At 59.2% G+C, this 21,507-nt stretch carries 24 protein-coding genes; 11 read left to right on the top strand and 13 right to left on the bottom strand.

All coding sequences use genetic code 11. From position 1 onward, the window contains the following. Positions 1–116: 116 nt before the first annotated feature. Complete coding sequence (locus GOX53_RS17870; protein ID WP_171178705.1) at positions 117–692, bottom strand: YceI family protein; 576 nt, start codon at positions 690–692, stop codon at positions 117–119. A 136-nt stretch (positions 693–828) separates the two neighbouring features. After that, complete coding sequence (locus GOX53_RS17865) at positions 829–1,347, bottom strand: hypothetical protein (protein ID WP_171178703.1); 519 nt, start codon at positions 1,345–1,347, stop codon at positions 829–831. 274 nt (positions 1,348–1,621) lie between these two features. On the opposite strand from GOX53_RS17865, the gene rpsF reads away from it, so the two are divergent. The 6 genes from rpsF (at position 1,622) to GOX53_RS17835 (ending at position 5,670) form a co-directional block, all read left to right on the top strand. Next, positions 1,622–1,975, top strand: a complete 354-nt coding sequence (gene rpsF / locus GOX53_RS17860; RefSeq protein WP_171178701.1) for a 30S ribosomal protein S6 — start codon at positions 1,622–1,624, stop codon at positions 1,973–1,975. A gap of 28 nt (positions 1,976–2,003) precedes the next feature. Continuing rightward, entirely contained in the window at positions 2,004–2,231 is a 228-nt protein-coding gene (rpsR, locus tag GOX53_RS17855; protein ID WP_005608650.1) for a 30S ribosomal protein S18, read from the top strand. 13 nt (positions 2,232–2,244) lie between these two features. Beyond that, positions 2,245–2,886, top strand: a complete 642-nt coding sequence (rplI, locus tag GOX53_RS17850) for a 50S ribosomal protein L9 (protein ID WP_171178699.1) — start codon at positions 2,245–2,247, stop codon at positions 2,884–2,886. Between the two features lie 228 nt (positions 2,887–3,114). Next, positions 3,115–3,552, top strand: coding sequence for a lytic transglycosylase domain-containing protein (locus GOX53_RS17845; RefSeq protein WP_254446617.1), 438 nt, complete (start codon positions 3,115–3,117; stop codon positions 3,550–3,552). 432 nt (positions 3,553–3,984) lie between these two features. Then, entirely contained in the window at positions 3,985–4,686 is a 702-nt protein-coding gene (locus GOX53_RS17840) for a LuxR family transcriptional regulator (RefSeq protein ID WP_171178695.1), read from the top strand. A gap of 111 nt (positions 4,687–4,797) precedes the next feature. Next, positions 4,798–5,670, top strand: coding sequence for an acyl-homoserine-lactone synthase (locus GOX53_RS17835; RefSeq protein ID WP_171178693.1), 873 nt, complete (start codon positions 4,798–4,800; stop codon positions 5,668–5,670). 112 nt (positions 5,671–5,782) lie between these two features. On the opposite strand, the gene tig is transcribed toward GOX53_RS17835, so the two are convergent. Together tig and GOX53_RS17825 are read right to left on the bottom strand one after the other, a co-directional pair. Then, complete coding sequence (gene tig / locus GOX53_RS17830) at positions 5,783–7,114, bottom strand: trigger factor (RefSeq protein ID WP_171178691.1); 1,332 nt, start codon at positions 7,112–7,114, stop codon at positions 5,783–5,785. A 196-nt stretch (positions 7,115–7,310) separates the two neighbouring features. Then, a complete protein-coding gene (locus GOX53_RS17825) occupies positions 7,311–8,429 on the bottom strand; it encodes a porin (protein WP_171178689.1) in 1,119 nt (372 codons plus the stop codon). Positions 8,430–9,055: 626 nt separating this feature from the next. On the opposite strand from GOX53_RS17825, the gene GOX53_RS17820 reads away from it, so the two are divergent. Further along, positions 9,056–10,261, top strand: a complete 1,206-nt coding sequence (locus GOX53_RS17820; RefSeq protein WP_171178687.1) for a site-specific integrase — start codon at positions 9,056–9,058, stop codon at positions 10,259–10,261. A gap of 22 nt (positions 10,262–10,283) precedes the next feature. On the opposite strand, the gene GOX53_RS17815 is transcribed toward GOX53_RS17820, so the two are convergent. Next, on the bottom strand, positions 10,284–10,544 hold the full coding sequence (locus GOX53_RS17815; protein WP_171178685.1) for a hypothetical protein: 261 nt from the start codon (positions 10,542–10,544) through the stop codon (positions 10,284–10,286). A gap of 254 nt (positions 10,545–10,798) precedes the next feature. Between GOX53_RS17815 and dcm the strand changes: the two genes are divergently transcribed. From dcm to GOX53_RS17800, 3 genes are read left to right on the top strand one after another with little or no spacing between them, the layout of a single operon-like run. Beyond that, the gene (gene dcm, locus GOX53_RS17810) at positions 10,799–12,061 is read left to right on the top strand and encodes a DNA (cytosine-5-)-methyltransferase (protein WP_171178683.1); all 1,263 of its coding nucleotides are present in this window, start codon (positions 10,799–10,801) and stop codon (positions 12,059–12,061) included. Continuing rightward, positions 12,058–12,516, top strand: a complete 459-nt coding sequence (locus GOX53_RS17805) for a very short patch repair endonuclease (protein WP_171178681.1) — start codon at positions 12,058–12,060, stop codon at positions 12,514–12,516. The genes dcm and GOX53_RS17805 overlap by 4 nt, the downstream gene beginning before the upstream one ends. Positions 12,517–12,527: 11 nt before the next feature. Then, a complete protein-coding gene (locus tag GOX53_RS17800; RefSeq protein ID WP_171178679.1) occupies positions 12,528–13,739 on the top strand; it encodes a type II restriction endonuclease in 1,212 nt (403 codons plus the stop codon). A 189-nt stretch (positions 13,740–13,928) separates the two neighbouring features. Here GOX53_RS17800 and GOX53_RS17795 read toward each other — a convergent pair whose 3' ends face one another. The 8 genes from GOX53_RS17795 to GOX53_RS17760 form a co-directional block, all read right to left on the bottom strand. Next, positions 13,929–14,936 (bottom strand): phage late control D family protein, encoded by a 1,008-nt coding sequence (locus GOX53_RS17795; protein ID WP_171178677.1) that lies wholly within the window; start codon positions 14,934–14,936, stop codon positions 13,929–13,931. Further along, the gene (locus tag GOX53_RS17790; RefSeq protein WP_171178675.1) at positions 14,927–15,151 is read right to left on the bottom strand and encodes a tail protein X; all 225 of its coding nucleotides are present in this window, start codon (positions 15,149–15,151) and stop codon (positions 14,927–14,929) included. The genes GOX53_RS17795 and GOX53_RS17790 overlap by 10 nt, the downstream gene beginning before the upstream one ends. Beyond that, positions 15,117–15,527, bottom strand: a complete 411-nt coding sequence (locus GOX53_RS17785; protein ID WP_171178673.1) for a phage tail protein — start codon at positions 15,525–15,527, stop codon at positions 15,117–15,119. The genes GOX53_RS17790 and GOX53_RS17785 overlap by 35 nt, the downstream gene beginning before the upstream one ends. Before the next feature lie 3 nt (positions 15,528–15,530). Then, positions 15,531–17,564, bottom strand: coding sequence for a hypothetical protein (locus GOX53_RS17780; protein ID WP_171178671.1), 2,034 nt, complete (start codon positions 17,562–17,564; stop codon positions 15,531–15,533). A gap of 120 nt (positions 17,565–17,684) precedes the next feature. Then, entirely contained in the window at positions 17,685–17,966 is a 282-nt protein-coding gene (locus tag GOX53_RS17775) for a phage tail assembly protein (RefSeq protein WP_171178669.1), read from the bottom strand. A 24-nt stretch (positions 17,967–17,990) separates the two neighbouring features. Then, the gene (locus GOX53_RS17770) at positions 17,991–18,497 is read right to left on the bottom strand and encodes a phage major tail tube protein (RefSeq protein ID WP_171178667.1); all 507 of its coding nucleotides are present in this window, start codon (positions 18,495–18,497) and stop codon (positions 17,991–17,993) included. Next, complete coding sequence (locus GOX53_RS17765; RefSeq protein ID WP_171178665.1) at positions 18,497–19,684, bottom strand: phage tail sheath C-terminal domain-containing protein; 1,188 nt, start codon at positions 19,682–19,684, stop codon at positions 18,497–18,499. The genes GOX53_RS17770 and GOX53_RS17765 overlap by 1 nt, the downstream gene beginning before the upstream one ends. Positions 19,685–20,023: 339 nt before the next feature. Next, entirely contained in the window at positions 20,024–20,815 is a 792-nt protein-coding gene (locus GOX53_RS17760) for a hypothetical protein (RefSeq protein WP_171178663.1), read from the bottom strand. 48 nt (positions 20,816–20,863) lie between these two features. Here GOX53_RS17760 and GOX53_RS17755 point away from each other — a divergent pair, with 48 nt between their 5' ends. Continuing rightward, a complete protein-coding gene (locus GOX53_RS17755) occupies positions 20,864–21,328 on the top strand; it encodes a deaminase (protein WP_171178661.1) in 465 nt (154 codons plus the stop codon). Positions 21,329–21,507 lie beyond the last annotated feature (179 nt).

Genomic DNA, 21,507 nt, shown 5'->3' with positions numbered 1-21,507 from the left:
TCAAAAATATCCCCGCCGGAGGCAGCGTGCCCCCGGCGCGCTTCTTTCCCAAGGGCACAAACGAAACCGCCGGTCCCGAATGGAACCGGCGGTCCAAACTGTCTGAAGGCTCCGGCTTATTCTTCGGCTTTCATCGCCTCGACCGAGATCTTCAACTCGACCTCATCACCGACGAACGGCGCGAACTTGCCCACGTTGAAATCCGACCGCAACAGCGTGGTGGTTGCATCGAACCCGGCCCATGGCTTGCCCGCCATCGGGTGCTCACCGGCCTGATTGAGTTTGGCATCCAGCACCACCGCCTTGGTCACGCCGTTCATCGACAGATCGCCGGTGATCTTGGCGGTGTTCTCGCCGGTCACTTCGATGCCGGTCGAGGTAAAGGTCACCAGATCGCCGTCGCTGGCGCCAAAGAAGTCCTCGGACATGAAATGCTCTTCGCGCTTTTCCCAGCCGGTCAACATGGACGTCACGGGCATCGAGACGCTGACGCTGGAAGCAGCGGGGTCTTCCTGATCGAACATGATCTCGCCCGCGAAGCCCGAGAACATGCCGGTTGTAGTGGAAAAGCCCAGATGGTTGTAGGTGAACACAACCTGACTGTGGCTTGAATCAAGGACATATTTTTCGGGGGCGGCCAGTGCGGCGGATGCGGCGGTGGCCAGGGCAGCAGCAAGCAGGGTGGTCTTCATCAGAGGGGCTCCACTAAGAATCTACAGATACGCGGCCGATTATCGGCCGCGTAGTGTCTGAAGATGTGTCGCCTTGGGGCGGCAGGCAACCCTCATTCCTTCACAGGGTCTGTTCTTGGATGAACACCGCCGATGTTCAGGCCGAAATGGCAACCGCCCCGGTCAACTGGGTTTTCAGCGCGTGGAGAACTTCTTTCGATTCAACCGGCAACCGCATCAGCAGGCTGCCATCGATGTTGAACAGCTCGACCTGCCGGTCCGAGAACCGCGCGCTGCCCAGCGTGTCGTAGCTGCGGCGCATGACCGTCTCGGGACGGCCGTTTTCGTTCTTTTGCAGAACCCGCAACTCGCGGCGGACCGGATCGAAATAGGCATCGGGGCGATTTGTGACCCGCTTCATGGTCAACAGCACCATGCCGACGAAGACAAACAGGGCCGACGCACCCAGTTTGAAGACACCGACTTCGGCGGCGTCCAGCGCGCTGGGCAGCAGCCACATGGCAAAGCCACTCAGCACCAATACGGCACCAAGGACCCTGAACATGAAAACCCGCGCCCGCCAGTTCGTGGCGAAAGTGATCATCACAGGTACGGAGTCATCATACGCCGGTGCCTGCTCCGGCTGCTGTGTGAGGTTGGTATCAATCGCGGTCATCGTTCTACGCCCTTGATGCGAGGTTTTTCTTTGGTCCAGGCTTCTGCCGGGATATGCACAACCTTGAGCCGAAAAGCGTCAGCAATTGGGCGGGGTCGGGGAAATTGGACGGCACCTTGATGGCAGGCGATCAGGGCTTGCCCGTGGCGACCAGACGTGTATACGGGGCCATCCTTTCGCAAAGTTTCATGAACCGCGCAGTCTCTCGTGGCAGGGTCGCGAAAGGAAAATGGCCCCGCCTTTGAAATGCGCCTCGACATAAACAGGAGAACACATGCCGTTCTATGAGCATGTCATGATCGCGCGTCAGGACCTGTCCAACGCGCAGGCGGAAAGCCTCGTCGAACATTTCGGCACCGTCCTCGCGGACAACGGCGGCCAAGTCGTCGACAGCGAGTACTGGGGCGTCAAGACGATGGCCTACAAGATCAACAAGAACCGCAAGGGCCACTATGCCTTCCTGAAAACCGACGCCCCCGCCGGCGCCGTTCAGGAAATGGAACGCCTGATGCGCCTGCACGACGACGTCATGCGCGTTCTGACCATCAAGGTCGATGGCCACGCCGAGGGCCCCTCGATCCAGATGCAGAAGCGTGACGAGCGTGACTCGCGCCGCGACCGCCGTTGATCAACGCCTGACGAAAGGACATTAAACCATGGCTGCAAAACCGTTTTTCCGCCGCCGCAAGGTCTGCCCGTTCTCGGGTGAGAACGCGCCCAAGATCGATTACAAGGACACCCGTTTGTTGCAACGCTACATCTCTGAGCGTGGCAAGATCGTCCCCTCGCGCATCACCGCCGTGTCGGCGAAGAAGCAGCGTGAACTGGCCCGCGCCATCAAACGCGCCCGCTTCCTCGCCCTGCTGCCCTACGCCGTGAAGTAAGGAGGAACTGATCATGCAAGTTATCCTTCTGGAACGCGTTGCGAAACTGGGTCAGATGGGCGACGTCGTCGACGTCAAGCCCGGCTACGCCCGCAACTTCCTGCTGCCCCAGGGCAAGGCGCTGACCGCATCGGATGCAAATGTGGCATCGTTCGAGGCCCAGAAAGCGCAGCTTGAGGCGCGCAACCTGGAAACCAAGACAGAAGCCGAAGCGCTGGCCGGGAAACTCGATGGCGAACAGTTCATCGTGATTCGCTCGGCATCGGATGCCGGATCGCTCTACGGCTCGGTCACCCCGCGTGACGCCGCCGCTGCCGCAACCGAGGCTGGGTTCACCGTCGACAAGAAACAGATCGCCCTGATCGCGCCGATCAAGGAGCTGGGTCTGCACTCGGTCGCCGTCAAGCTGCACCCCGAGGTCGAGGTCGAGATCAAACTGAACGTTGCACGCTCGGAAGAAGAAGCCGAACTGCAGGCGTCGGGCAAGTCGATCCAGGAACTGGCCGCCGAGGAAGAGGCTGCCGCCGAGTTCGAGATCGCCGAATTGTTCGACGACATCGGTACCGCTGCCGCGGAAGATGAAGAGCTGGCCGCAGGCGCTGAAGAGGCACCCGCCGAAGAGGCGCCTGCCGAGGACGACGAAACCAAGGCCTGATTTCGCGCCCCGCAAAGATCAAGAAGCCGCGCAGATATTCTGCGCGGCTTTTTTTGTTTGCGTGTGCCACGGCACGGACACTCCGTCGCGTTGTCGGCAAATTCCGGCAAATTGCTTCGCATGCCCGGTTTTCACTCCGGCAACCTGCGGTTAGGATGCCCGTTCAGTTGGAGGTGCCCCATGACTCACGTGACCCGTCGAACCGCAATCGGCCTGTTCTGCGCCACAATGCTGTCTGCCTGCAGCGCCAAAAGCGAGCGTCTGAGCAGCCGGGGTGAACCGTTCGACCCGCCCCTTTATCCCAATGAAACACCGGAGCTTCGGGCATCCATCAACAAATGGGCGGACCATTACGAGCTACCCCGCGAACTGGTCCACAAGCTGGCCATCCGCGAAAGCACGCACCGGCCCTGGGCGGTCAACCGTCCCTACTATGGCCTGTTGCAGATATTGCCCGCCACTGCCCGCTCGATGGGCTACAAGGGCAATGCCGAGGGCCTGCTGGATGCCGACACCAATCTTGAGTTTGCGGGCAAATACCTGCGGGGCGCCTGGCTGCTGGCTGACGGCGACCAAAGCCGCGCGATCTTTCTGTATGCCAAAGGTTACTACCCCGAAGCCAAGGCGCGCGGGATGCTTGTAGAGACCGGGCTGGTCAAACCGTAAGGCGTGCCATCCGGATTTTCATCCGTCAGAAATGATAGAAATCTCGCCACAAAAGAGGCCTCAATCGGGCCAATGGAATCGGCTATAATCGCAGCTGATCATGCGGTTTTCCCGAGCGGTCTGTCGCCACAATTCTCTGGCACGGGGCCGAAAAATGCACCTTCTGACAGCCCTCTGGCCGGGCTTTTGGGCGCGGCTTTATACTATTCTCGGGGCTTTTTTTCGCCTGCCACTTCGGCAATGAAACAATCGGTGACGCAAACGAAACCCTAACCGTCGCCATTTTTACCTGACATAGCATTAACTTGCCTCAGGTGAAAAAGTGTGCTGTTCTTCCTGACGTGAGGGAAATGTCACGCGCGACGTGGCTTTGGCAACATGTTGCCGCAATTATGTCATGCTGGTGGCCAAAGTTGTCGGTAAAAAGTCAAAATGGAAATCATTGATCTTAGCACCCTTCCCCAGCCAGAAACTCAGTATACTGAGTTTCTCAAGCAGGTGTGCGACAAGTTCGAAATGGACCATGCGGCTTATGCCGGGCTGAACCCGGCGGCCGGGTCCATTCATGGACATGTGACCTATGATGATGGGTGGAAGAACCATTATCAGGAACAAGGTTTCCAGATGATCGACCCGACGCTTCACATGAGTCAGCGTTCGATCGCTCCGGTTGATTGGAGCCGGCTTGAGCGCAGTCCCGATTTTCAGAAAGTGTTCCGCGACGCCAACGACTTTGGCATTGGCGATCAGGGCATCACCATCCCGGTCCGCGGACCGTACGGGGATGTCGGCCTGCTCAGCGCCACCCGCGATTGCTCGAGGGAAGAGTGGAAGAAGCTCGTCAGCCATGTGATCGGCGATCTTCAGTCCATGGCCGTTCACATCCACGACTCGGTCATTACCTCGGACTCGCTGAACCAGATCCTGTACCACCCGACCCTGTCCAGCCGCGAGGTTGAAATATTGCAATGGGTTGCAGCAGGTAAGTCGCAGCAGGATATCGGCGATATTCTGTCGATTTCGCACCGCACGGTCGAAGTGCACTTGCGTTCCAGCCGCGAGAAGCTAAACGCTCTGACAACGCCCCAGGCGGTCGGCAGAGCCATTGGAATCGGCCTTATCTTCCCGGGCTGACCCTACGTTCCCTTCAGAAAATCACAGAATTACGGGAAATCCCCAATAGTCTCGACCGTCGAGTTGGGTAACGATTGGCTCACTACAAACCACTCGAAGGGGGAAATATAAATGATCATCGTTATCGATGCTTTAAACAAGCATGTGTTCCGCGGTGTCTTAGATGAGATGTTTGAGCTTCGTGCCAGGGTGTTTGGGGATCGCCTCGGCTGGGAAGTTCAGATCGAAGATGGCAAGGAAATCGACGCGTTCGACCACCTGGATCCTGTATATGTCGTGAGCCTGGACGATGGGGGGAATGTCGTCGCAGCGGTTCGCGCCTTGCAGACCACCGGCCCTCACATGTTGTCAGACGTCTTCTCGGATATCCTGTGTGGAGAACCACCGATCCGCAGCGTCAGCGTCTGGGAATCCACCCGGTTCTGCGTCGACACTCAACGGCTGAACCGCGGCAAGGACCGCAACTCGGTATCCTACGCCACTTGCGAACTCATGATCGGCTCGCTCGAATTCGCACGCAGCGCCGGTATCAAAGACATCATTACGGTCATCGACCCAGTGATGAATCGGGTGCTGAAGCGCTCGAACAACGCGCCCTACGATTACGTGGGCAACGAGGTGCCCATGGGCAAGGTGAACGCCTTGGCCGCGCTGCTGGATTGCAGCGAGGAACGCATCAACCGGGTCCGTGAATTTGCAGGCATCACCCACGACGTATTCTTGGACGAGAACGAAGCATTGGAATTATTTGAGAGCAGAAACGCCCCCGCACAGGTGGACGTAACCCAAATGAGCCCGGCAAACCGGGACCACAAACCCCTCAGCACACTTGAAACGTACTTTGTCGAGCAGATGCGCGCGGCACAGACTGAGAATGAGGTTCAGGCAGTCCTGGACCTGATCGAGGCCCTGTCCGACACGTTCACGCCCGAACAGAGACAAACACTACTCCAGACCCCCCGTGCTTTTGCTCATGAGGCCTGACCCCCTCACCTCGTGAGGACAAAAGCAAAATAGCGGAGCCGTCGCATTACAGACGGCTCCGCTTTTTTATTGCCCGTTTCTACGGACGGAAAAGAATGAAGGGGGAAGAGGATTATTCCTCTTCCAGCGCGTCAACGGCCTTTTGCAGGTCTTCCTTGCCGACTTCCTTGTCGCTAACCTGAGCCAGTTCGAACACGTAATCCACGACCTTGTCTTCGAAGAGCGGCGCCCGCAGCTGCTGCTGCATCTGCGCGTTCTTCTGGATGAACTCGAAGAACTGACGCTCCTGACCCGGATACTGGCGGGCCTGTTGCATGATCGACTGGGTCATCTCGGCATCGGTGACCTCAACCTCGGCCTTCTGGCCCAGCTCGGCCAGCAACAAGCCCAGACGCACGCGGCGCTCGGCCAGCTTGGTGTGCTCGTCAGTGGGCTCGATCGGATCGTGGTCGTGGCCTTCCACATCCGGGTTTTCCTCGTGCCACAGCTGATGCGCGATCTGCTTGGCCTCGGCGTCCACCAGCGACGGTGGCAGGTCGAACGAGACCTTCTCGTCCAGCACGTCCAGCAGGCCGCGCTTCATCACCGCACGGGCAGCACCGGCATATTCGGCTTCCAGACGCTCCGAGATCTGGGTCTTGAGCGCGGCCAGATCCTCGGCCCCGAATTTCTGAGCCAACTCGTCATTGATCTCGGCGGCAACCGGTTCCTTCACCTCTTTGATGGTGCAGGTGAACACGGCCTCTTTGCCCGCCAGATTCTCGGCCTGATATTCCTCGGGGAAGGTCACGGTGACTTCTTTCTCTTCCTCGACCTTGACGCCGACCAGTTGCTCTTCGAAGCCGGGGATGAAGCTGTTCGAGCCCAGAACCAGCGGGTAATCCTCGGCCGAGCCACCGTCAAATGCCTCACCGTCGACCTTGCCGACGAAATCCATCACCACCTGATCGCCGTCTTTCGCTTTCGAGCCCTTGCGGCGCGCTTTGAAGTCCTGCGCGGTTTCGGCCAGATTGCCAAGCGCCTCGTCCACGGCAGCATCGTCTGCCTTGACCACCAGCTTTTCCAGCTCAATCGACTTCAGATCGACCTCGGGGATTTCGGGCAGCGCCTCATAGGCCATCTCGACATGCACGTCGTCGCCTTCTTTCCAGTCCTCGTTGGTCATCTTGACCTCGGGCTGCAGCGCCGGACGCTCACCGCTGTCCTCGAAATGCTTGTTCATGGCACCGTCGATGCTCTCCTGCATCGCTTCGCCAAGCAGGCGCTGGCCGAACTGCTTTTTCAGCAAGGCCATCGGTACTTTGCCTTTGCGGAACCCCTTCATTTCGATGTCCGGCTGCGCCTCGGTCAGCTTCTCGTTGACCTTATCGTCCAGCTCGGCAGCAGTGACGACGATGTTGTAGCCGCGTTTCAGACCTTCGTTCAGCGTCTCGGTGACCTGCATCTCGTGTTCCCCATAGGATTCGGGGCGCGCCGGGCGGCGCGCCAAAGCAAATTTGACGCCTTCTATTTGCCCTGACCCGCCGGTGCAAGGGGCATTGCGCGGCCTGCAACAGCATTTGAACTCCGGGCAAGGAAAAACGCGCCCCGGCATCGGCCGGAGCGCGCTAAAGATCGCGATATTCAGGCGCGGCAGCTGATCAGAACTGCCACTTGGCGCCCAGCACCCAGGTGCTCAGATCCTGATAGTTGGCGACGGAATCCTCGTACTCGTATTCCTGGTAGGTCAAGTAGACATCGGTATTGATGCTCTCGACCTTCTGCACCGCGCCGACGCCCCAGCCCGTGGTGGACGAACCATCCAGGTTGAAGTCCGAACCGTCATAGTAATGCACGCCCACACCCGTCTTGCCGAACGAGAACCAGTCGCCCTCATACCCCACCTTTGCATAGTAGTAGCTGGGGTCGCTGGCACCCGCCGCATCATCGTCGCGAGAGCCGCCCGCCACGGTGAAGCTGAGCCCGCTCTGCAGCAGGACCGAGGCCGACCCTACAACATCCGAGCGCTTGGTGCCGTCATCATCGCGTACCTGATAGCCGACAGCCGCCGAGAAGTCGGCACCGCCGAACTCATTGGCGTAACGCAGCGCGGCGTCGTAATAGTCGCGGTCATCGCCCGAAGTCAGCACGTTCTGCCCCCAGGCGACGCTGGCAGTGAACCCGCTGAATTCCGGCGTGTCATAGCGGACACGCGCGCGGCGCGAGCCGTCAAAGCTGTCGGTGATCCCCCCCACGGTCGGACCGCTCAGCACACCAGCCGGATCGCGGAAGATGAAGCTGTTGTTCGAGTCTGCCAGGAAGGAATAGAGCGCCGTTCCGACATAGGACAGGTCGGCCTCGGCTGCGCCATCGGACGCCATGCTGCCCTGACCCGCCGAAAACCGGCCCCAGTCGCCTTCCAGCCAGAAATCGACATGGCGCAGATCTTCCCTGCTCCAGCCGCTGTAGAAGGATCCGTTCTGGTCAACTTCGGTCGAGTTCGGCAACCCCAGCCCCGTCTCGAAACGGAACCCGAACTCATTGGCGCCGAAAGGCTGCATCAGGCGCAGGCCGACGCGGCTGCGGGACAGGTCGTTGTCCAGCAGATTGGTCTCGGTCTGTTCCCCGTCATCGACCGAGATGATGGCCGGGTTGAGCTGCCCGTAAATCAGGACATAGCCCCCCGAGTTATTCTCATATTTCAACTCTGCCGCCGCCGGGCTTGCGGTGCTGGCGGCGAGAAGCGCAACAGCAGTGGTAATTTTCAGATTGGAAGTCATTTGCTTCACCATGAACAGTTCAGGTTTCCGGTAATGCTCACTTGTGCGTGAGCCGGCGCGGTTCCAGAGGTCACCCCGCCATGTTGGGCAATCATTGCAATTCAGCCACAGGGATTTCTGAGTCTTAATGTCGAATATGCTTTTTTATTAGGCATTTGGATTGCTTTCGCAGAAGCCATCTGCAAGGCCCAAACGAATTCTGCCTGCCGAACTGTGCGCAGAGCAAATACTCGTTATGCAATTTTGCGCCCCCAATCGGCAATGTTTCGCCAATCCGCGCGAACACCAGCGACTCTCCGCTTAGGCGAAAACCGATACACCGAAAATCCCGGTGAAGTTGTGAGGCTGCGCATTGAACTGAATGCCGCTTGACCGGGGAAACTGCACCCCGGACGACCGGCCCGTCACGCAGGTCTGCGACCGCAAACTACGCAAGACAAACGGCACTCTGAGCATCAAGGATCGAATGGTGCGGGTGAAGTGCACGTTACCGGCGTTTCAGGCCGTTGCATCCCGTCCAATTAGCCCTTTAAATACAGCGATATAAAGCGATAAGTGTCTCAATCCGCCTCAAGCGGGCGCAACACAGCCCCCCACTTTCTGGGGGGCCATCTGGGGGGCTAGGAATGGCAGGCGGCATCAACAAACTAACGGCGGTGGCGATAAAGAATGCGCCAGACGGGAAGCTCGAAGACGGCGGCGGGCTCCGATTGACCAAAAAAGGTGCCGGCGGAAAGTGGATATACCGCTACTCATTCGCAAAGCGGCGGCGGGAAATGGGTCTGGGCAGCTACCCCGAGGTATCACTGGCAGAGGCCCGCAAACAGCGGGGTTATTGGCAGCACATTCTGCAAGGCGGCAAAGATCCGATCAGCGAGCGCGAGCGTGTGCGCGCCGATGAACTGACACAACTGGCCAAGGATGATCCCTTGTTCGAAGACATGGCCGTAGCGGTATTTGAAGCCATCCGGGGCGGTCTCCGAGGTGATGGCACAAGAGGACGATGGCTCTCACCGGTCAAAGTGCATGTGATACCGAAAATCGGGCGCAAACGTCTTTCCGAAATTCATCAGACAGACATCCGCGATGCCATAGCACCTATCTGGAAAACCAAACACGAGACAGCCGATAAGGCGCTGTATCGGACAAGAAAGATATTCCATCAAGCGAAGCTGATGGGATACGAGGTCGACCCTTTCACGGTTGATGCCGCCCGACACATGCTCGGGCACTATGATCAAGTTGTCACACCTATCGTTGCCACACCATGGCAGGATATCCCGGATCTATACGCCAGGTTGCACAAACCCACACCGGTTCATCGGTCGCTTCGTTGGGCGATCCTTACAGCCGCACGAGGTGACGGTGTGCGCGGCGCCCGCTTCGATGAATTTGACGGGGATGTGTGGACTATCCCGGCAGATCGAATGAAGGGACAGCGCGGCAAGGTTTCCGACTTCCGTGTTCCCCTATCAGACGAGGCCCTACGGTTGCTTGAAGAGTGTAAGGCCGATGCGGTTTCCGACCACCTCTTTCCGAGTCCAAGAAAGGGCTGCATCACGGTTCAGGCTCAGATAAAAATACTTGGAAAATTGGGAGAGAAAGGCCGCCCGCATGGGTTCCGCACTTCGTTTCGCTCATGGGTGCAGGACACCGACGCCGCCAGCTACGATGTCGCGGAAACTGCGCTTGCGCATGTGATCGGCAACAAAGTCGAGCGATCATATGCCCGCTCAGATCTGCTGGATAAGCGGCACATCCTCATGCAGAAATGGGCGGAATTCGTCACGGGCTCAGAGGCTAAAGTAATCCCGTTGCGGGGGCGAAGCTGAATTTTAGCCGCGGTTAACTCGCCTATATGCCCCTCGCCAGCAGCGTCTTAATGTCGTTCCGGATCTCCGAAAGGGTGCTGTTGGTCTGGGCCTCATGCCGGGAAATACGGGCGTGAAGGGCGTTGACGTCCTTCTCAGTTTCGGCGCTGTTGCGCTCGATCTCTTTCTCGACGGTCTTCCATCGGTGCTTGTTGAGCACCTGGCCCACCTCGAGGCGCACGCCAAAAACCACCAGTGTGACTCCAACTGGCCACAGCAGCTTGAACCACTCAACTAGCGTCATGCCCATCCTCTGAATTCAGTGGCCAACAAGACATGACCAACCCTGTTTTTCTCAACCACGGTGCACCAATTTACGGCCTGTTTCCTCTGGCGGTTTCCCGTCTTGCGAAAGAGTTGGAACTCAGTACCCTATCGCCATCTTGTGCCTCGCCGCCAGCAAAACGCCAGATAATGCCTCGTCATCGGTTACGTTCACTTGATGTTCTCCTGCCAATATGGCACTGAGATTCCCAGAGCATAACAAGGAGCAGGGGCATGAACTTCACCGAGATTCGCGAACAAACAGGCCTGAGTGTCCCTGAAGTCGCGGGGCTTCTTGGTCGTCCAAACCGAACCGTCTACAACTGGGAAGAAGGCAAGGGTGGTCCAAAGCCTGCCGAAATTGAGAAACTACTTGCTGCCCAACTTGCACCGAAAAAACCTGCTGGCGAACCTTCTTTCCGGTTCATTGACCTATTTGCCGGAATCGGCGGTTTGCGCCGCGCATTCGACATGGAAACCGGCGTTGGTGGTGAATGCGTCTTCACCTCAGAGTGGGACAAGTACGCCCGCATAACCTATTCGCAAAACTACGGTGAAACCGACGACGAAATTGCGGGCGACATTACCGAAGTCAGCGAAACTGACATTCCACAGCACGAAGTCTTGTTGGCGGGATTCCCTTGTCAGCCGTTTTCCATCGCTGGTGTGTCAAAAAAAAATGCCTTGAAGCGCCCTCACGGGTTTGCATGTGAAGATCAAGGTAATCTGTTCTTTGATGTGGCGCGTATCGTCGAACACCACCGCCCGAGAGCCATCCTGTTGGAAAATGTTCGTAATCTCGCGAACCACGACAAGGGACGCACCTTTCGTGTGATCCGACATACACTGGAAGAGGAACTAAAATACGACATCTTCCCAATGATCCTTGACGCCAAGTCGTGGGTGCCGCAGCACCGCCAGCGCATTTTCATTGTAGGATTCCCGCGCGAACGTGGCATCAAGGGCTTCAGCCTGCAATCCTTAAAGGATCGTGACCCATTGAGCGGGCCCAAACTGTCCACCATTCTGCATCCGGAAGACGGAACAGAAAAAGCCGAAGGGCATTTCACGACCGGCCCGAAGGCGAAAGTGTCGGACAAGTATGTTTTGACCCAACACTTGTGGAACTACCTACAACGGTATGCTGAAAAGCACCGGGCGGCTGGCAACGGTTTCGGATTTGGACTGAACAGCCCTGAAGACGTGGCCAGAACCCTCTCTGCACGGTACTACAAGGATGGCTCTGAAATCTTGATCCGCCGCCCCAGCGGCTCACCCCGTCGCCTCACGCCACGTGAGTGCGCACGATTGATGGGATTCGACAAGCCGGGTGAAAGCAAGTTTAAGATCAAAGTTTCGGATACGCAGGCCTACAAGCAGTTTGGCAACGCCGTTGTCGCTCCCGTAGCGACAGATGTGGCGCAGTTGATGCTGCCTCACATCGCAGAGGTTGCAAGCGTGACCGAGTCTGCGCGGGAGGCGCTTGGGGACGCTTGACAGACGTTCATGACCGGGAAACACGCAGCCGCAATATGGCGGCTATCAGAGGGAGGGACACGAAGCCTGAAAGGCTGTTGCGTTCAGTTCTGCATCGCGCGGGCTATCGGTTCCGACTAAATACGTCCCTTCCAGGGAAACCCGATCTGGCGATGAGAAAATACCGGGCAGCGGTATTCGTTCACGGCTGTTTTTGGCACAAGCACGATTGCCCGCGGTTCAAGCAACCCGGCGGTGACAATGCGGAATTCTGGCGAGCGAAGCTGGCTCGCAATGCTGAGCGCGATAAAGAAGTAACCGCTGCACTTCTGGCGTCGGACTGGCGGCAATTTGTCGTGTGGGAATGTGCGCTTGTGGGTAAAGGGCGTCTTGATCTACCCACGGCTTTAGACAGAATCGAAGAGTGGCTCGCGTCCGGCGCAGAAACGGGCGAGATTGCCGGCGAGTTTGATTGAGGGGCAGTAATATGGATTTGGCGGACTGGTTGGACGAACACTCAGAGGGCTGTTTTTGGTATGTGAAGCGTCTTTCCGGCAACGACACACTGGCTAATGGATCTCATCAGGCCGGACCATATGTTCCCAAGAGAGTGTTCTTTCGGCTTTTTCCTTCGCTCGAGAAACACACGCACGCCAATGCAAAGGCCGAAATTGAGCTTAGTGTCGATTCCCACCCGGATGTCAGACGAGTTACGGCAACGTGGTACAACAACAAATACTGGAAGGTTCCTAAACCCAAGCGCCCTCGCGACGAGACGCGACTTACGAATTTCGGCGGTGCCTCTTCAGCAATACTTGATCCAGAGAGTACCGGGGCACTCGCAGTATTTGCGTTCAGATTCGGCGAAAACGGCGACGCCGAAACCTGCAACGTTTGGATTTGCCGGAATGAAGTTGAAGAAGACGTGGTCGAGCGCGAGACCGGCCCCGTCGAGCCAGGTCGCTGGACAACATGGCCGCCCGATGGCGGTTTTCTGGCGCTTCTGCAATCCGCAGTCCGGGCAGATTGTCGATTGGCACGGCAAGAGCTACCACCGGAGTGGCTTACAAAGTTTCCTAGTGGCGCTGAGATAATTCAAAAAGTCATCGAATTGCGGCCCGACAATGAACTGGCGGTGGACAAGCGCTTGCTGCGCCGTCGGGATTGCGAGTTCGAGCTTTTTCAATCGCTGGAAGAAGCTGTGGAGCTTCCTCGTGCCCAAGCGGGGTTCACCACTATTTCCGACTTCCTTGCCGCTGCGCAGACTGTCCTGCAACGTCGCAAAGCCCGTTCTGGCAAGTCGCTTGAATTGCATATGCGGGAAATCCTGATCGAAGAGGCGTTTCAGGAAAACCGGGACTTCACCTACCAACCAAAGGCTGGGAACAATCCCGATTTTCTATTCCCAAACGAGACTGCCTATCTGGATAGTGCGTACCCGCGTCAGCGGGTACGCATGCTGGCAGTGAAAACGACGTTACGTGACCGGTGGCGGCAAGTCACCGAGGAATGCGCCGATCTGCCGACGCGTCATTTGCTGACATTGCAAGAAGGTGTGTCAGAGGCGCAGTTTAAGCTGATAACGGATGCCGGTATCCGCCTTGTTGTGCCAGAAGGTCAAATTAGCAAATACTCTAAGAATATCCGAAACCACGTACTGACGGTGGAAGCATTTATGGCGGACGTGCGTACAGTCTGAATTTCGAATGCCGGGCCCACATCGGAATAAAAAGCCATGCCATCCTGGCATGAGGCAGCGCTGAATTTTGGCTGCTTGCGACATGCCTCGGGAACTAGCTGGAATCACTTGGGCGACTACCGCCGTGATCTCGCAACGGAGTTCGCGAATGACCAGCACTAAACGCTGTGTTTTTTGCCTCGATTGAGCCTACTCCACCCGCTCGGCGCGCACCGACGTCACATACCCCTCCTCTGACACCGAATGCGTGACAGACACCACCAGCCACTCCCCGTTTGCTGCCGAGCTGAACCCGGTCAGCGCAACCTTGCCCTCAGCGACGATGCTCGGATTTCCCGGCAGCTCGATCTCGAGCGTTTCCTTTGCCCGGCTGGCGCGACGGGCCTCCGATTCGGCAATTGTCCGGGCTTCGGCCTCAGACCTGAAGCGCTGGCGCAAGCGACGCACCGGGTCCTTGTCGCCGATCTTGACCTCGATGTCCTGTTTCAGGTTCAGATCGCGATAGGTGGCGATGACGGTGCCTGCGACTTCACCCAGCCCGCGCCGCATGGTCCAGTGCGACACGTCGCCCTCGGACAGCGCGACGGTGGGTGTTGATCCCCCCGACGCCTTGCGCGCGTCCCCTCGCCTTCCGAGAAACAACAGACCACCGGCCGGCTTTGCCACCAGATCGTGCAGCAGGGCGACGCGGGTCAGAACCGACAGGTCGCTTTCGTCGATCTGGTCGATATGGCCAAGCACGATCGCGGCCGCCGCCTCGGTGACACCCGATTTCAGGTTGTTCTCGGCCACGATGGTATCGGCGAGCGCCTTCAGCGTCATTCCGGCGGGCCAGGTTCGGGTTTTCTGCTGCTGGATCGGGGCGAAGCCACTCGACGTCTCGCCTTGCGCCTTGGCGCGGCCGGTCACGGTGATCGCGCGCGGCGGGCTCGATTCCTCGACCTCATCGGCGATATAGAGGCCCATCGACTTGAAGGCACCCAGATTGCCAAGCGCAATTTCGATCTCGGCGCCCGGTTCCGGCATGGCAAAGCGGGACACGGGCGAGACATTGGCAAAGGTCACCTCGGCCGTGTCCGATACAAAGCCCGCGACATCGGTGACGCGCACGGACGAGACCTGGCTGAACACCAGCGCCGACAGCGGCGCGCCGTTCACCACCACGCGCAGAAGCGGCCGGAAGTCTGTCAGCCCCATAGCTGCTCGGTCTCCGTCTGGGTGTCGGATGCCAGATCCGGCAGGGCAATGCGCACCCCTGCCCCAAGCACCGCGCCCAATGCGGCCAGCCCGGGATTGGCGGCAAGCACCGCCTCGAGTTTTTGCCCGCCCGTGTCGCCGTACCAGGCGGTCACGATCTGATCGAGCACGTCGCCCTCTTTAGAGACGTAGAAATGATCTGAGACCACCGTCATAACGCGCCATCCTCATGCTGAAGTCTTGCCGGTGCGGGATGCCTTGAGCCGCAAACACCTCCTGCCCCTCTGTCACTGCCTCGATCACCCACAGGCCCAACACCTTGCCGATGCCAGAGATCAGCGGCAGGGGAATGCCAATGCTGCCTTGGGTGCGCAGCTTGTCGATCTGTTTCAGGCCGCCCCGGAAATGCGGATAGATCACCCCCTCGATCTCGATCGTCTCGGGCCCGTAGCCGGTAAACTGCATCGCGTCATTGCCACCGATGCGTGGCTGCCGGGCCCAGCGGTATTCGGTGGACCGGTTCAGGCGCTGATAGGTGGCGGTGTCGATCGAGAACTGGAAAACCCCGAGCTGCAGCATCACGTCGGCCATGGCCTACCTCCCATAAGGCCCGATCGCGGACGCGCGGTCATAGAGCCCGTTTCCAGCTGCCTTGCGGGCTTTCTCATCCACCAGCCGCATGATCTCCTGCGCCGACGCACCGGCCGCGTTGATCGTGTAGGTGATGTGCTGAACCACGCTGCCCGATCCGCCGCCACCCCGTGCCGGTGTCGCGGATTTGGAGAACAGCGCATTCACCTGTGCGGCCCTGTCGGACATGTGCTGCAAGGCGCGGGTGTTGGCGATGAAGCCAGCCCGGTTCTCAAACCGCAGCTCAGGGCCTCTCTCCCCAACCATGATCGGACCACGCGTGAAGGCCCCGCCCAGCGCAAAGCGGCGGTTCGGTCCCACCCCTGCCGGGGCCTGGCTGACATTGGCCGCCGAGCTGGACACTTGCGTATCGCCGATGCCCAGACTGCCCAGAACCGCCCCGCCGGTCTCCTTGACCCATTTCAACCCGTCGGTCACCGGTTGGATCTTGCCGAGCACCCACTCGAACTTTTCGCCGATCCAGTCGAGCACCGCGCCCAGGGATGATTGCAGCCCGCCCCACGCCTCACCGATCCCGGCAACGCCGTCCTTCAGACCGTCGATCACTGGCCTTGCGGCAGTGTCCCAGAGCCACAGGAGCTTGTCGCCCAGCCACTCGATGACCGGTTTCAGATGCGGCTCGATCTTCTCCCAATTGGTGTAGATCAGCGCCGCGCCCCCGGCGATTGCCGCGATGGTGGCGCCGATCGGGTTTGCGATCATCGCCGCACCGATCGCGCGGATCGCCCCGGCCACCAGAGGCCCGGCGCCCACCAGCGCCCACATGGCGCGGCCAAGGCTGAACACTGCTGAGCCGAACTTGACCACTGTTGCGATGGTCTTTCCGGCCAGCACGGTGCCGATGACGATGCCAAAATTCTCCCAGCCGCCGACCAGATCGGCCATGGTCGACACCACGCCGCCGATCACCCCGCCAACCTTGCCCATGCCGGTGACGATCTCGCCCACCACCGGCAAGGCCCGATCGACAAAATCGGCAAAACCATCCGCCCAGCGCTTCACGTCTTCCCGGTTCTCGACCAGCGTGTCGCCGATTTGCCGCATGGCCCGGGTCACGACCGGCATCAACTCGGCGCCCACCGTGTTCTTGAGGCCTTTCATGACAAGCTGGGTGTCGAGCAACGTGTCCTGGAACACCTCGGCGTCCCGGGCGGCCTGTTCGGACAGCACATAGCCGGTGCGGCGGGCATCCGCGCGAAGCTGTAACAGGCCCTTGGAACCGCCGCGCAGCATGTTGATCATGCCCACGCCCGAGCGGCCAAAGATATCATTGGCCAGCGCGGCCCGCTCGGCCGCCGTTTCGACCTGGCTCATGCGATCGGCAATGATGCCAAGCGCCTCATCGGGTGAGAGCGCGATCAGATCCTCGGCGGCAAGGCCGAGGTCTTTCAGCGCGTCCTTGGCGGTACCGGTGCCCCCGGCCGCCTCGCCGAGGTTCTTCTGCATCTTCTCGAGCGCGGTGTCGAAAGAGGCCGTGGCAACGCCCGAGCGCTCGGCCGCATAGCGCAGCTCCTGCAATTGGGTGGTGCCGATGCCCAGCTTGTCCGCGGTCTTTGCAACATTGTCGCCGAGCTTGGCCGTTGACGCCGCAAGCCCGAACACCGCCCCACCGGCCAATGTGGCGCCGAGGACCACGGCGCGGCTGGTGCGGCCGACCTCGGTGCGCATGTCGCGCCATGTGGACCCCACCCGACGGGATGCGGCAGCCGCCCGGTTCCAGCGCTCCTGCGCGCGGCGCAGGTCCCGCAACCGGCGCTCGAGTTGGGCATATTCCCGGTCGAGATGTTCGACCGATTGGCCTTGCCGCTCGAGAACCCGGCGCTGTTTGGACAGCTCTTTCTGGCGGCGCTCCACGTCCTTGATGGACTCGCCGACCTTGTTCAGCCCGGAGCGCAGAAAGCCGATGTTTTTCTTCACCGACTGCTCGAGAACCGAGCCGATGGTAATCGATGCGTTGAGGCGCTGGTTTTTACTCATCTTTCGGCAGCCCCTCTACCCACCAGACAAACCGGCTTGTCGGCATCGCCATGATCTCGGCGGCACCCCAGCCGGTGAAATGGGCGAGCCGCAGCACGCCCACCCGCACCTGCTCGCGGCTCAGGACAAAAAAGCCGCGTATGCCTCCTGAAGCCGCACATATTGGCGCATTGTCAGCTTGCGCACCTGATCCGGTGCCAGTTCGACCAGGTTGGCGAACATGGCGATCTCGGCCTCGGCGCTATCGTCGCCGTGTTGCCTGGCCGCGATCTGATCCTCGACGGTGGGCTCGCGCATGGTCAGTTTCCTGACGTCGGTTCCGTCCAGGTTCAGCGGGCGATCGGTGAAGTCGATCAGCATCGAGCCGTCGGGCTGCTCGGTGTGGTGGGTCTTGGTGTCCATGGGTCCCTCTGTCTTGACCGGGCGTTACAGGCCGATATTGGCGCGGTGTTCGGCGAGTTGATCCACGCCGTCGATGATCCGCACCATGTTGATGACGTCGATCTCGTTGATCGTGCGCTGACCCACGATCTCGCTGTAATAGGTCAGGCTCACGGTTACGGTGAGCGAGGGCTTGTTGCCCGAGCCCCATGTGCCGCGCGCCAGCGAGATGATCTTGCCCTGCATCTTGTGCTGCACGGCTTTGGTGGTGCCGTCCCGGCTTTCCAGCGAGCCCCGGGCGGTGAGTTGCACCGCTGCCCCGCTCTTGACGCCAAAGAGCGCCAGAACGTCCGCGTCATAAGACGGCAGGACAAACGAACAGGTCAGCTTTTCGAGCCCCATGTCGATGTCGATCGGCGCGTCCATGCCACCCGCGCGGAACTCTTCGGTCGATACCGTCAGATCCGGCGGGTTGTACTCTTCGATCTTTCCGGCATAGCCGCGACCGTCGACGAAGAGGTTCAGATATTTGAGGATGTCATTGGCGGCCATCAGTTAAAAACCTCCTGAATGTAGTCGTTCACCAGATGCGAACGGAAGGTGATGTGCTCGGCCGGATAGACCGGTGTGAAATCGAAGTTGAAGAATATCTTGCCGAGCTGGATGTTGGCCGCCGAATTCAGATCGGGATCGGCCCAGCACTTGCCGCCGAGGATCGCGCCCAGCGCCACCAGGTCGCGCAGATAGGCGTTCACGCCTTCGGTGACGTCCTCGACATAGGTCTTGGTAATACTGCGATCGACGGCCCAGAGATGCGCGCGCAAGAGCGAGTCGTTGATGATATCCGCCGTGCGGCGCACGCAAAGGAAATGCCACTTGGTGTCGGCGGTCAGCGAGCGGTTGCCCCAGAGCCGGTAGCCGTTCTGCCGGATCGTGGTCGCGACCTTGTTCTCATTGAGCAGGTTAGCGCGCGCATTGGCATCGCCCAGCTTGAAATCGACCGGGCGCGCGGTGCCGATGATGCCGTTCACCAGCTTGTTCGAAGGCGACGCCCAGAACCCGATCTCGTTGTCGGTCCTGGCTATGATCCCCGCAATGCGGGCTGAGGGGGGCTGGTCGACGATGTTCGCGCCCACCTGCACCTTGAACCAGGGATCGTGCAGGTAGATGCGGTCCGAACCAAAATCGCCGGCGGCCGTCTGGGCCGCGTCGTCGGTGGTGTTGGGCCCGTCGGCGATCACCACGGCGCGCAGCCGCTCGGCGATGCCCTGCAGCTCAGCCACAACCGGGTTTGCCAGATCGCCGGGGCGCTGATGGGTATACCCCGGTGCGATCAGGATGCGCGGCGAGAACCCGACCACGCTCTCGGCGCCGAGCAGCGCGTGCACACCCTCGAAATTGCCGGTGCCTGCGTTCACGCCGCCAACCACATTGGCCAGCGTGGCGGTTTCGTCTACGCCCTCATCGACCCGGACAACCACCACCACAGCGCCGATCTGGTCAAAGATGCCGTCCATCGCGCCCGGCAGCGAGCCGGCGCTGTTGCCGACGGTATCCAGCCCCGCCGCCTCGAGGCGCGAGCCTGCGACCAGAACCGGGGTGTTCAGCGGGAATCTGGCGGCATCCGCATCGGGCGCAGTGCCCACGATGCCGATGACCGAGGATTTGACCGTCTGAATCGGACGGGGGCCTGCGTCGATCTCGATGACCTCGACGCCATGAAGGAAGGATGCGGGCATTCTGACCTCGTGCTCGGATGTTGTTCCTGGTCAGAAAGTTGCACCTCGCGCCCCGCCTTTCCTCTGGCGGTTCCCCCGTGGGGGTCACCAGCTGCCGTTCGCTGAATACAAAAAAGCCTGCTGCAAATGCGAAGCTTGCAACACCAAACGACACCACCGTGCACTGGGCTGCCGCCCACCAGCGCCTGAAGTAATCGTACCGATGGACCAAAGGCCAATCATACACTAATTTTCAATCTGGACCACTCATGTAGGGCTGCTCAGCTCCACCGAGGGAGTTTACGGGCTACCAGAGCATTTGTGATCCAACGCAAGCCTACATCGGCGGATGCCGCCATTTCACTTGGTGGGCTCAGACTTGGTATCGTCGGGATCAGTTGCGTTGTCTAACGGCGCCGTTTCACCTGCCGACGAAGCAGCCTCTGTGATTTGAACCTTGTCAGCGAGGGACGCGACCTGCGCCTTTAGTTCAACTATTTCTTCCCTCAACTGCGAGGTCGCCTGCCTGCCGTCGAATACAGCGGGCGAGACCCAAGATACAGCGAGTTGCAGAAGCGCAAAAATAAGCGCAGCCAGACCCACCCAAGTGAGCGCAGAATTGCGCATCTTTTCCATCGCAACTTCTCCCGCCTTCTCAGCCACCTTGTCGGCATTCAAGAACTGACGCCCAAAGGTCGTCATGGCGGTCTTCTGAACTCCCTTTTCATAGTCTTCAATGGTAGGCCCCTCTTGGAGCTCCGACACTGGCGAATGCTTGAAGAGCGAAACCCGCAAAAACACGTCGCCCTTGCTGATCGCAAAGGGAACCTTGCTGAAGTTGAATAGGGTAGTGGAGACTGGGCAATTCCAACCCGGGTCCACGACACCAACGGTTAAGGCCCAAATACCCTTGTGCGTCATGCTGGTTTTGTAGGATACGTGCGCGGTAATGTCAGCGGGAAGGCCAAAGACCTCAGCGGAAGTCACCTGAACCATCTCATTAGGTTGCAGGTTGTATGGACCGGCGATCTCTTGTCCCTCATCGTTGAAGATGCTGCCAACCGTGAGGTCAAAGCTGGATGCGCGCTTTTTTGGGTTACCCTCTCGAAAGAACTTCATTTTATCGAGTTCTTTTCCCGCAAGTAGCGTCATTTGGTCCTCTCAAAGTAACTTCGACTTCCTTATTCCGAACGATATGCCATGGAACTGATGAAACTTGACAGCGACTTTTTGCGACGGTGCAACGAACTCCACGAGTTCAGCCACGATCCCCACCGTCAAGTCGGCGCGGTCATCGTCGATGCCAATGGACGGATATTGTCAGAGGGTGTAAACGCCCCCCCCAATCCTTTAGGGTTGTCACAATCCGATAGCCTGCGGGCTATCGAGGGCGATCCAGATTGGAAATACTTCATGCTGGAACACGCGGAGCGGAATGCCATTAGCTCGGCACTTGCGAAGGGCGCGGCGTTACACGGCACAACAATGTATGCTTCACTGTATCCTTGTGCGGACTGCGCCCGAGCAATTGTCGCAGCAGGTATCAAACGCCTAGTGGTGCCAAGCCTCGGGGGCGACACCGAGCGGGATAGAAAATGGAAGTCGCACTACCTCTACGCAAACGAAATCTTTCGCATGGCAGGCGTCAAAGTCGATTTCGAATAGCAACGCACTCGTTTCGGATTCCCGTGGAAGTGAGAATACCGCTCTGTTCGGCAGTGAAGTCTAGAGATAACGCGGGATTGGGCCGAACGATCATGCCTCGTTTGCGAACTCGTGAAATTGGAGCAACGGCAGCAATGGGCTCCTTTTCCCTATTGGCGTCAGATCCTCAAATCCAGGGC

Source organism: Ruegeria sp. HKCCD8929 (assembly GCF_013031405.1).
GTDB lineage: Bacteria > Pseudomonadota > Alphaproteobacteria > Rhodobacterales > Rhodobacteraceae > Ruegeria.
Note: the sequence above shows the minus strand (reverse complement) of the source record. Positions and strands in the feature narration are given on the sequence as shown.

Excerpts from the sequence above, each read along its gene's own strand:
- GOX53_RS17820 (WP_171178687.1), top strand. The coding sequence starts at position 9,056 with ATGGCAGGCGGCATCAACAAACTAACGGCGGTGGCGATAAAGAATGCG.
- GOX53_RS17760 (WP_171178663.1), bottom strand. The coding sequence starts at position 20,815 with ATGACGCTACTTGCGGGAAAAGAACTCGATAAAATGAAGTTCTTTCGA.
- GOX53_RS17770 (WP_171178667.1), bottom strand. The coding sequence starts at position 18,497 with ATGGCCGCCAATGACATCCTCAAATATCTGAACCTCTTCGTCGACGGT.
- GOX53_RS17795 (WP_171178677.1), bottom strand. The coding sequence starts at position 14,936 with ATGGGGCTGACAGACTTCCGGCCGCTTCTGCGCGTGGTGGTGAACGGC.
- GOX53_RS17785 (WP_171178673.1), bottom strand. The coding sequence starts at position 15,527 with ATGGCCGACGTGATGCTGCAGCTCGGGGTTTTCCAGTTCTCGATCGAC.
- GOX53_RS17835 (WP_171178693.1), top strand. The coding sequence starts at position 4,798 with ATGATCATCGTTATCGATGCTTTAAACAAGCATGTGTTCCGCGGTGTC.
- GOX53_RS17765 (WP_171178665.1), bottom strand. The coding sequence starts at position 19,684 with ATGCCCGCATCCTTCCTTCATGGCGTCGAGGTCATCGAGATCGACGCA.
- GOX53_RS17790 (WP_171178675.1), bottom strand. The coding sequence starts at position 15,151 with ATGACGGTGGTCTCAGATCATTTCTACGTCTCTAAAGAGGGCGACGTG.
- GOX53_RS17825 (WP_171178689.1), bottom strand. The coding sequence starts at position 8,429 with ATGACTTCCAATCTGAAAATTACCACTGCTGTTGCGCTTCTCGCCGCC.
- rpsR (WP_005608650.1), top strand. The coding sequence starts at position 2,004 with ATGGCTGCAAAACCGTTTTTCCGCCGCCGCAAGGTCTGCCCGTTCTCG.
- GOX53_RS17865 (WP_171178703.1), bottom strand. The coding sequence starts at position 1,347 with ATGACCGCGATTGATACCAACCTCACACAGCAGCCGGAGCAGGCACCG.
- GOX53_RS17800 (WP_171178679.1), top strand. The coding sequence starts at position 12,528 with ATGGATTTGGCGGACTGGTTGGACGAACACTCAGAGGGCTGTTTTTGG.
- dcm (WP_171178683.1), top strand. The coding sequence starts at position 10,799 with ATGAACTTCACCGAGATTCGCGAACAAACAGGCCTGAGTGTCCCTGAA.
- GOX53_RS17840 (WP_171178695.1), top strand. The coding sequence starts at position 3,985 with ATGGAAATCATTGATCTTAGCACCCTTCCCCAGCCAGAAACTCAGTAT.
- GOX53_RS17870 (WP_171178705.1), bottom strand. The coding sequence starts at position 692 with ATGAAGACCACCCTGCTTGCTGCTGCCCTGGCCACCGCCGCATCCGCC.
- tig (WP_171178691.1), bottom strand. The coding sequence starts at position 7,114 with ATGCAGGTCACCGAGACGCTGAACGAAGGTCTGAAACGCGGCTACAAC.
- GOX53_RS17815 (WP_171178685.1), bottom strand. The coding sequence starts at position 10,544 with ATGACGCTAGTTGAGTGGTTCAAGCTGCTGTGGCCAGTTGGAGTCACA.
- rpsF (WP_171178701.1), top strand. The coding sequence starts at position 1,622 with ATGCCGTTCTATGAGCATGTCATGATCGCGCGTCAGGACCTGTCCAAC.
- GOX53_RS17775 (WP_171178669.1), bottom strand. The coding sequence starts at position 17,966 with ATGGACACCAAGACCCACCACACCGAGCAGCCCGACGGCTCGATGCTG.
- GOX53_RS17780 (WP_171178671.1), bottom strand. The coding sequence starts at position 17,564 with ATGAGTAAAAACCAGCGCCTCAACGCATCGATTACCATCGGCTCGGTT.
- GOX53_RS17755 (WP_171178661.1), top strand. The coding sequence starts at position 20,864 with ATGGAACTGATGAAACTTGACAGCGACTTTTTGCGACGGTGCAACGAA.
- rplI (WP_171178699.1), top strand. The coding sequence starts at position 2,245 with ATGCAAGTTATCCTTCTGGAACGCGTTGCGAAACTGGGTCAGATGGGC.
- GOX53_RS17845 (WP_254446617.1), top strand. The coding sequence starts at position 3,115 with ATGCTGTCTGCCTGCAGCGCCAAAAGCGAGCGTCTGAGCAGCCGGGGT.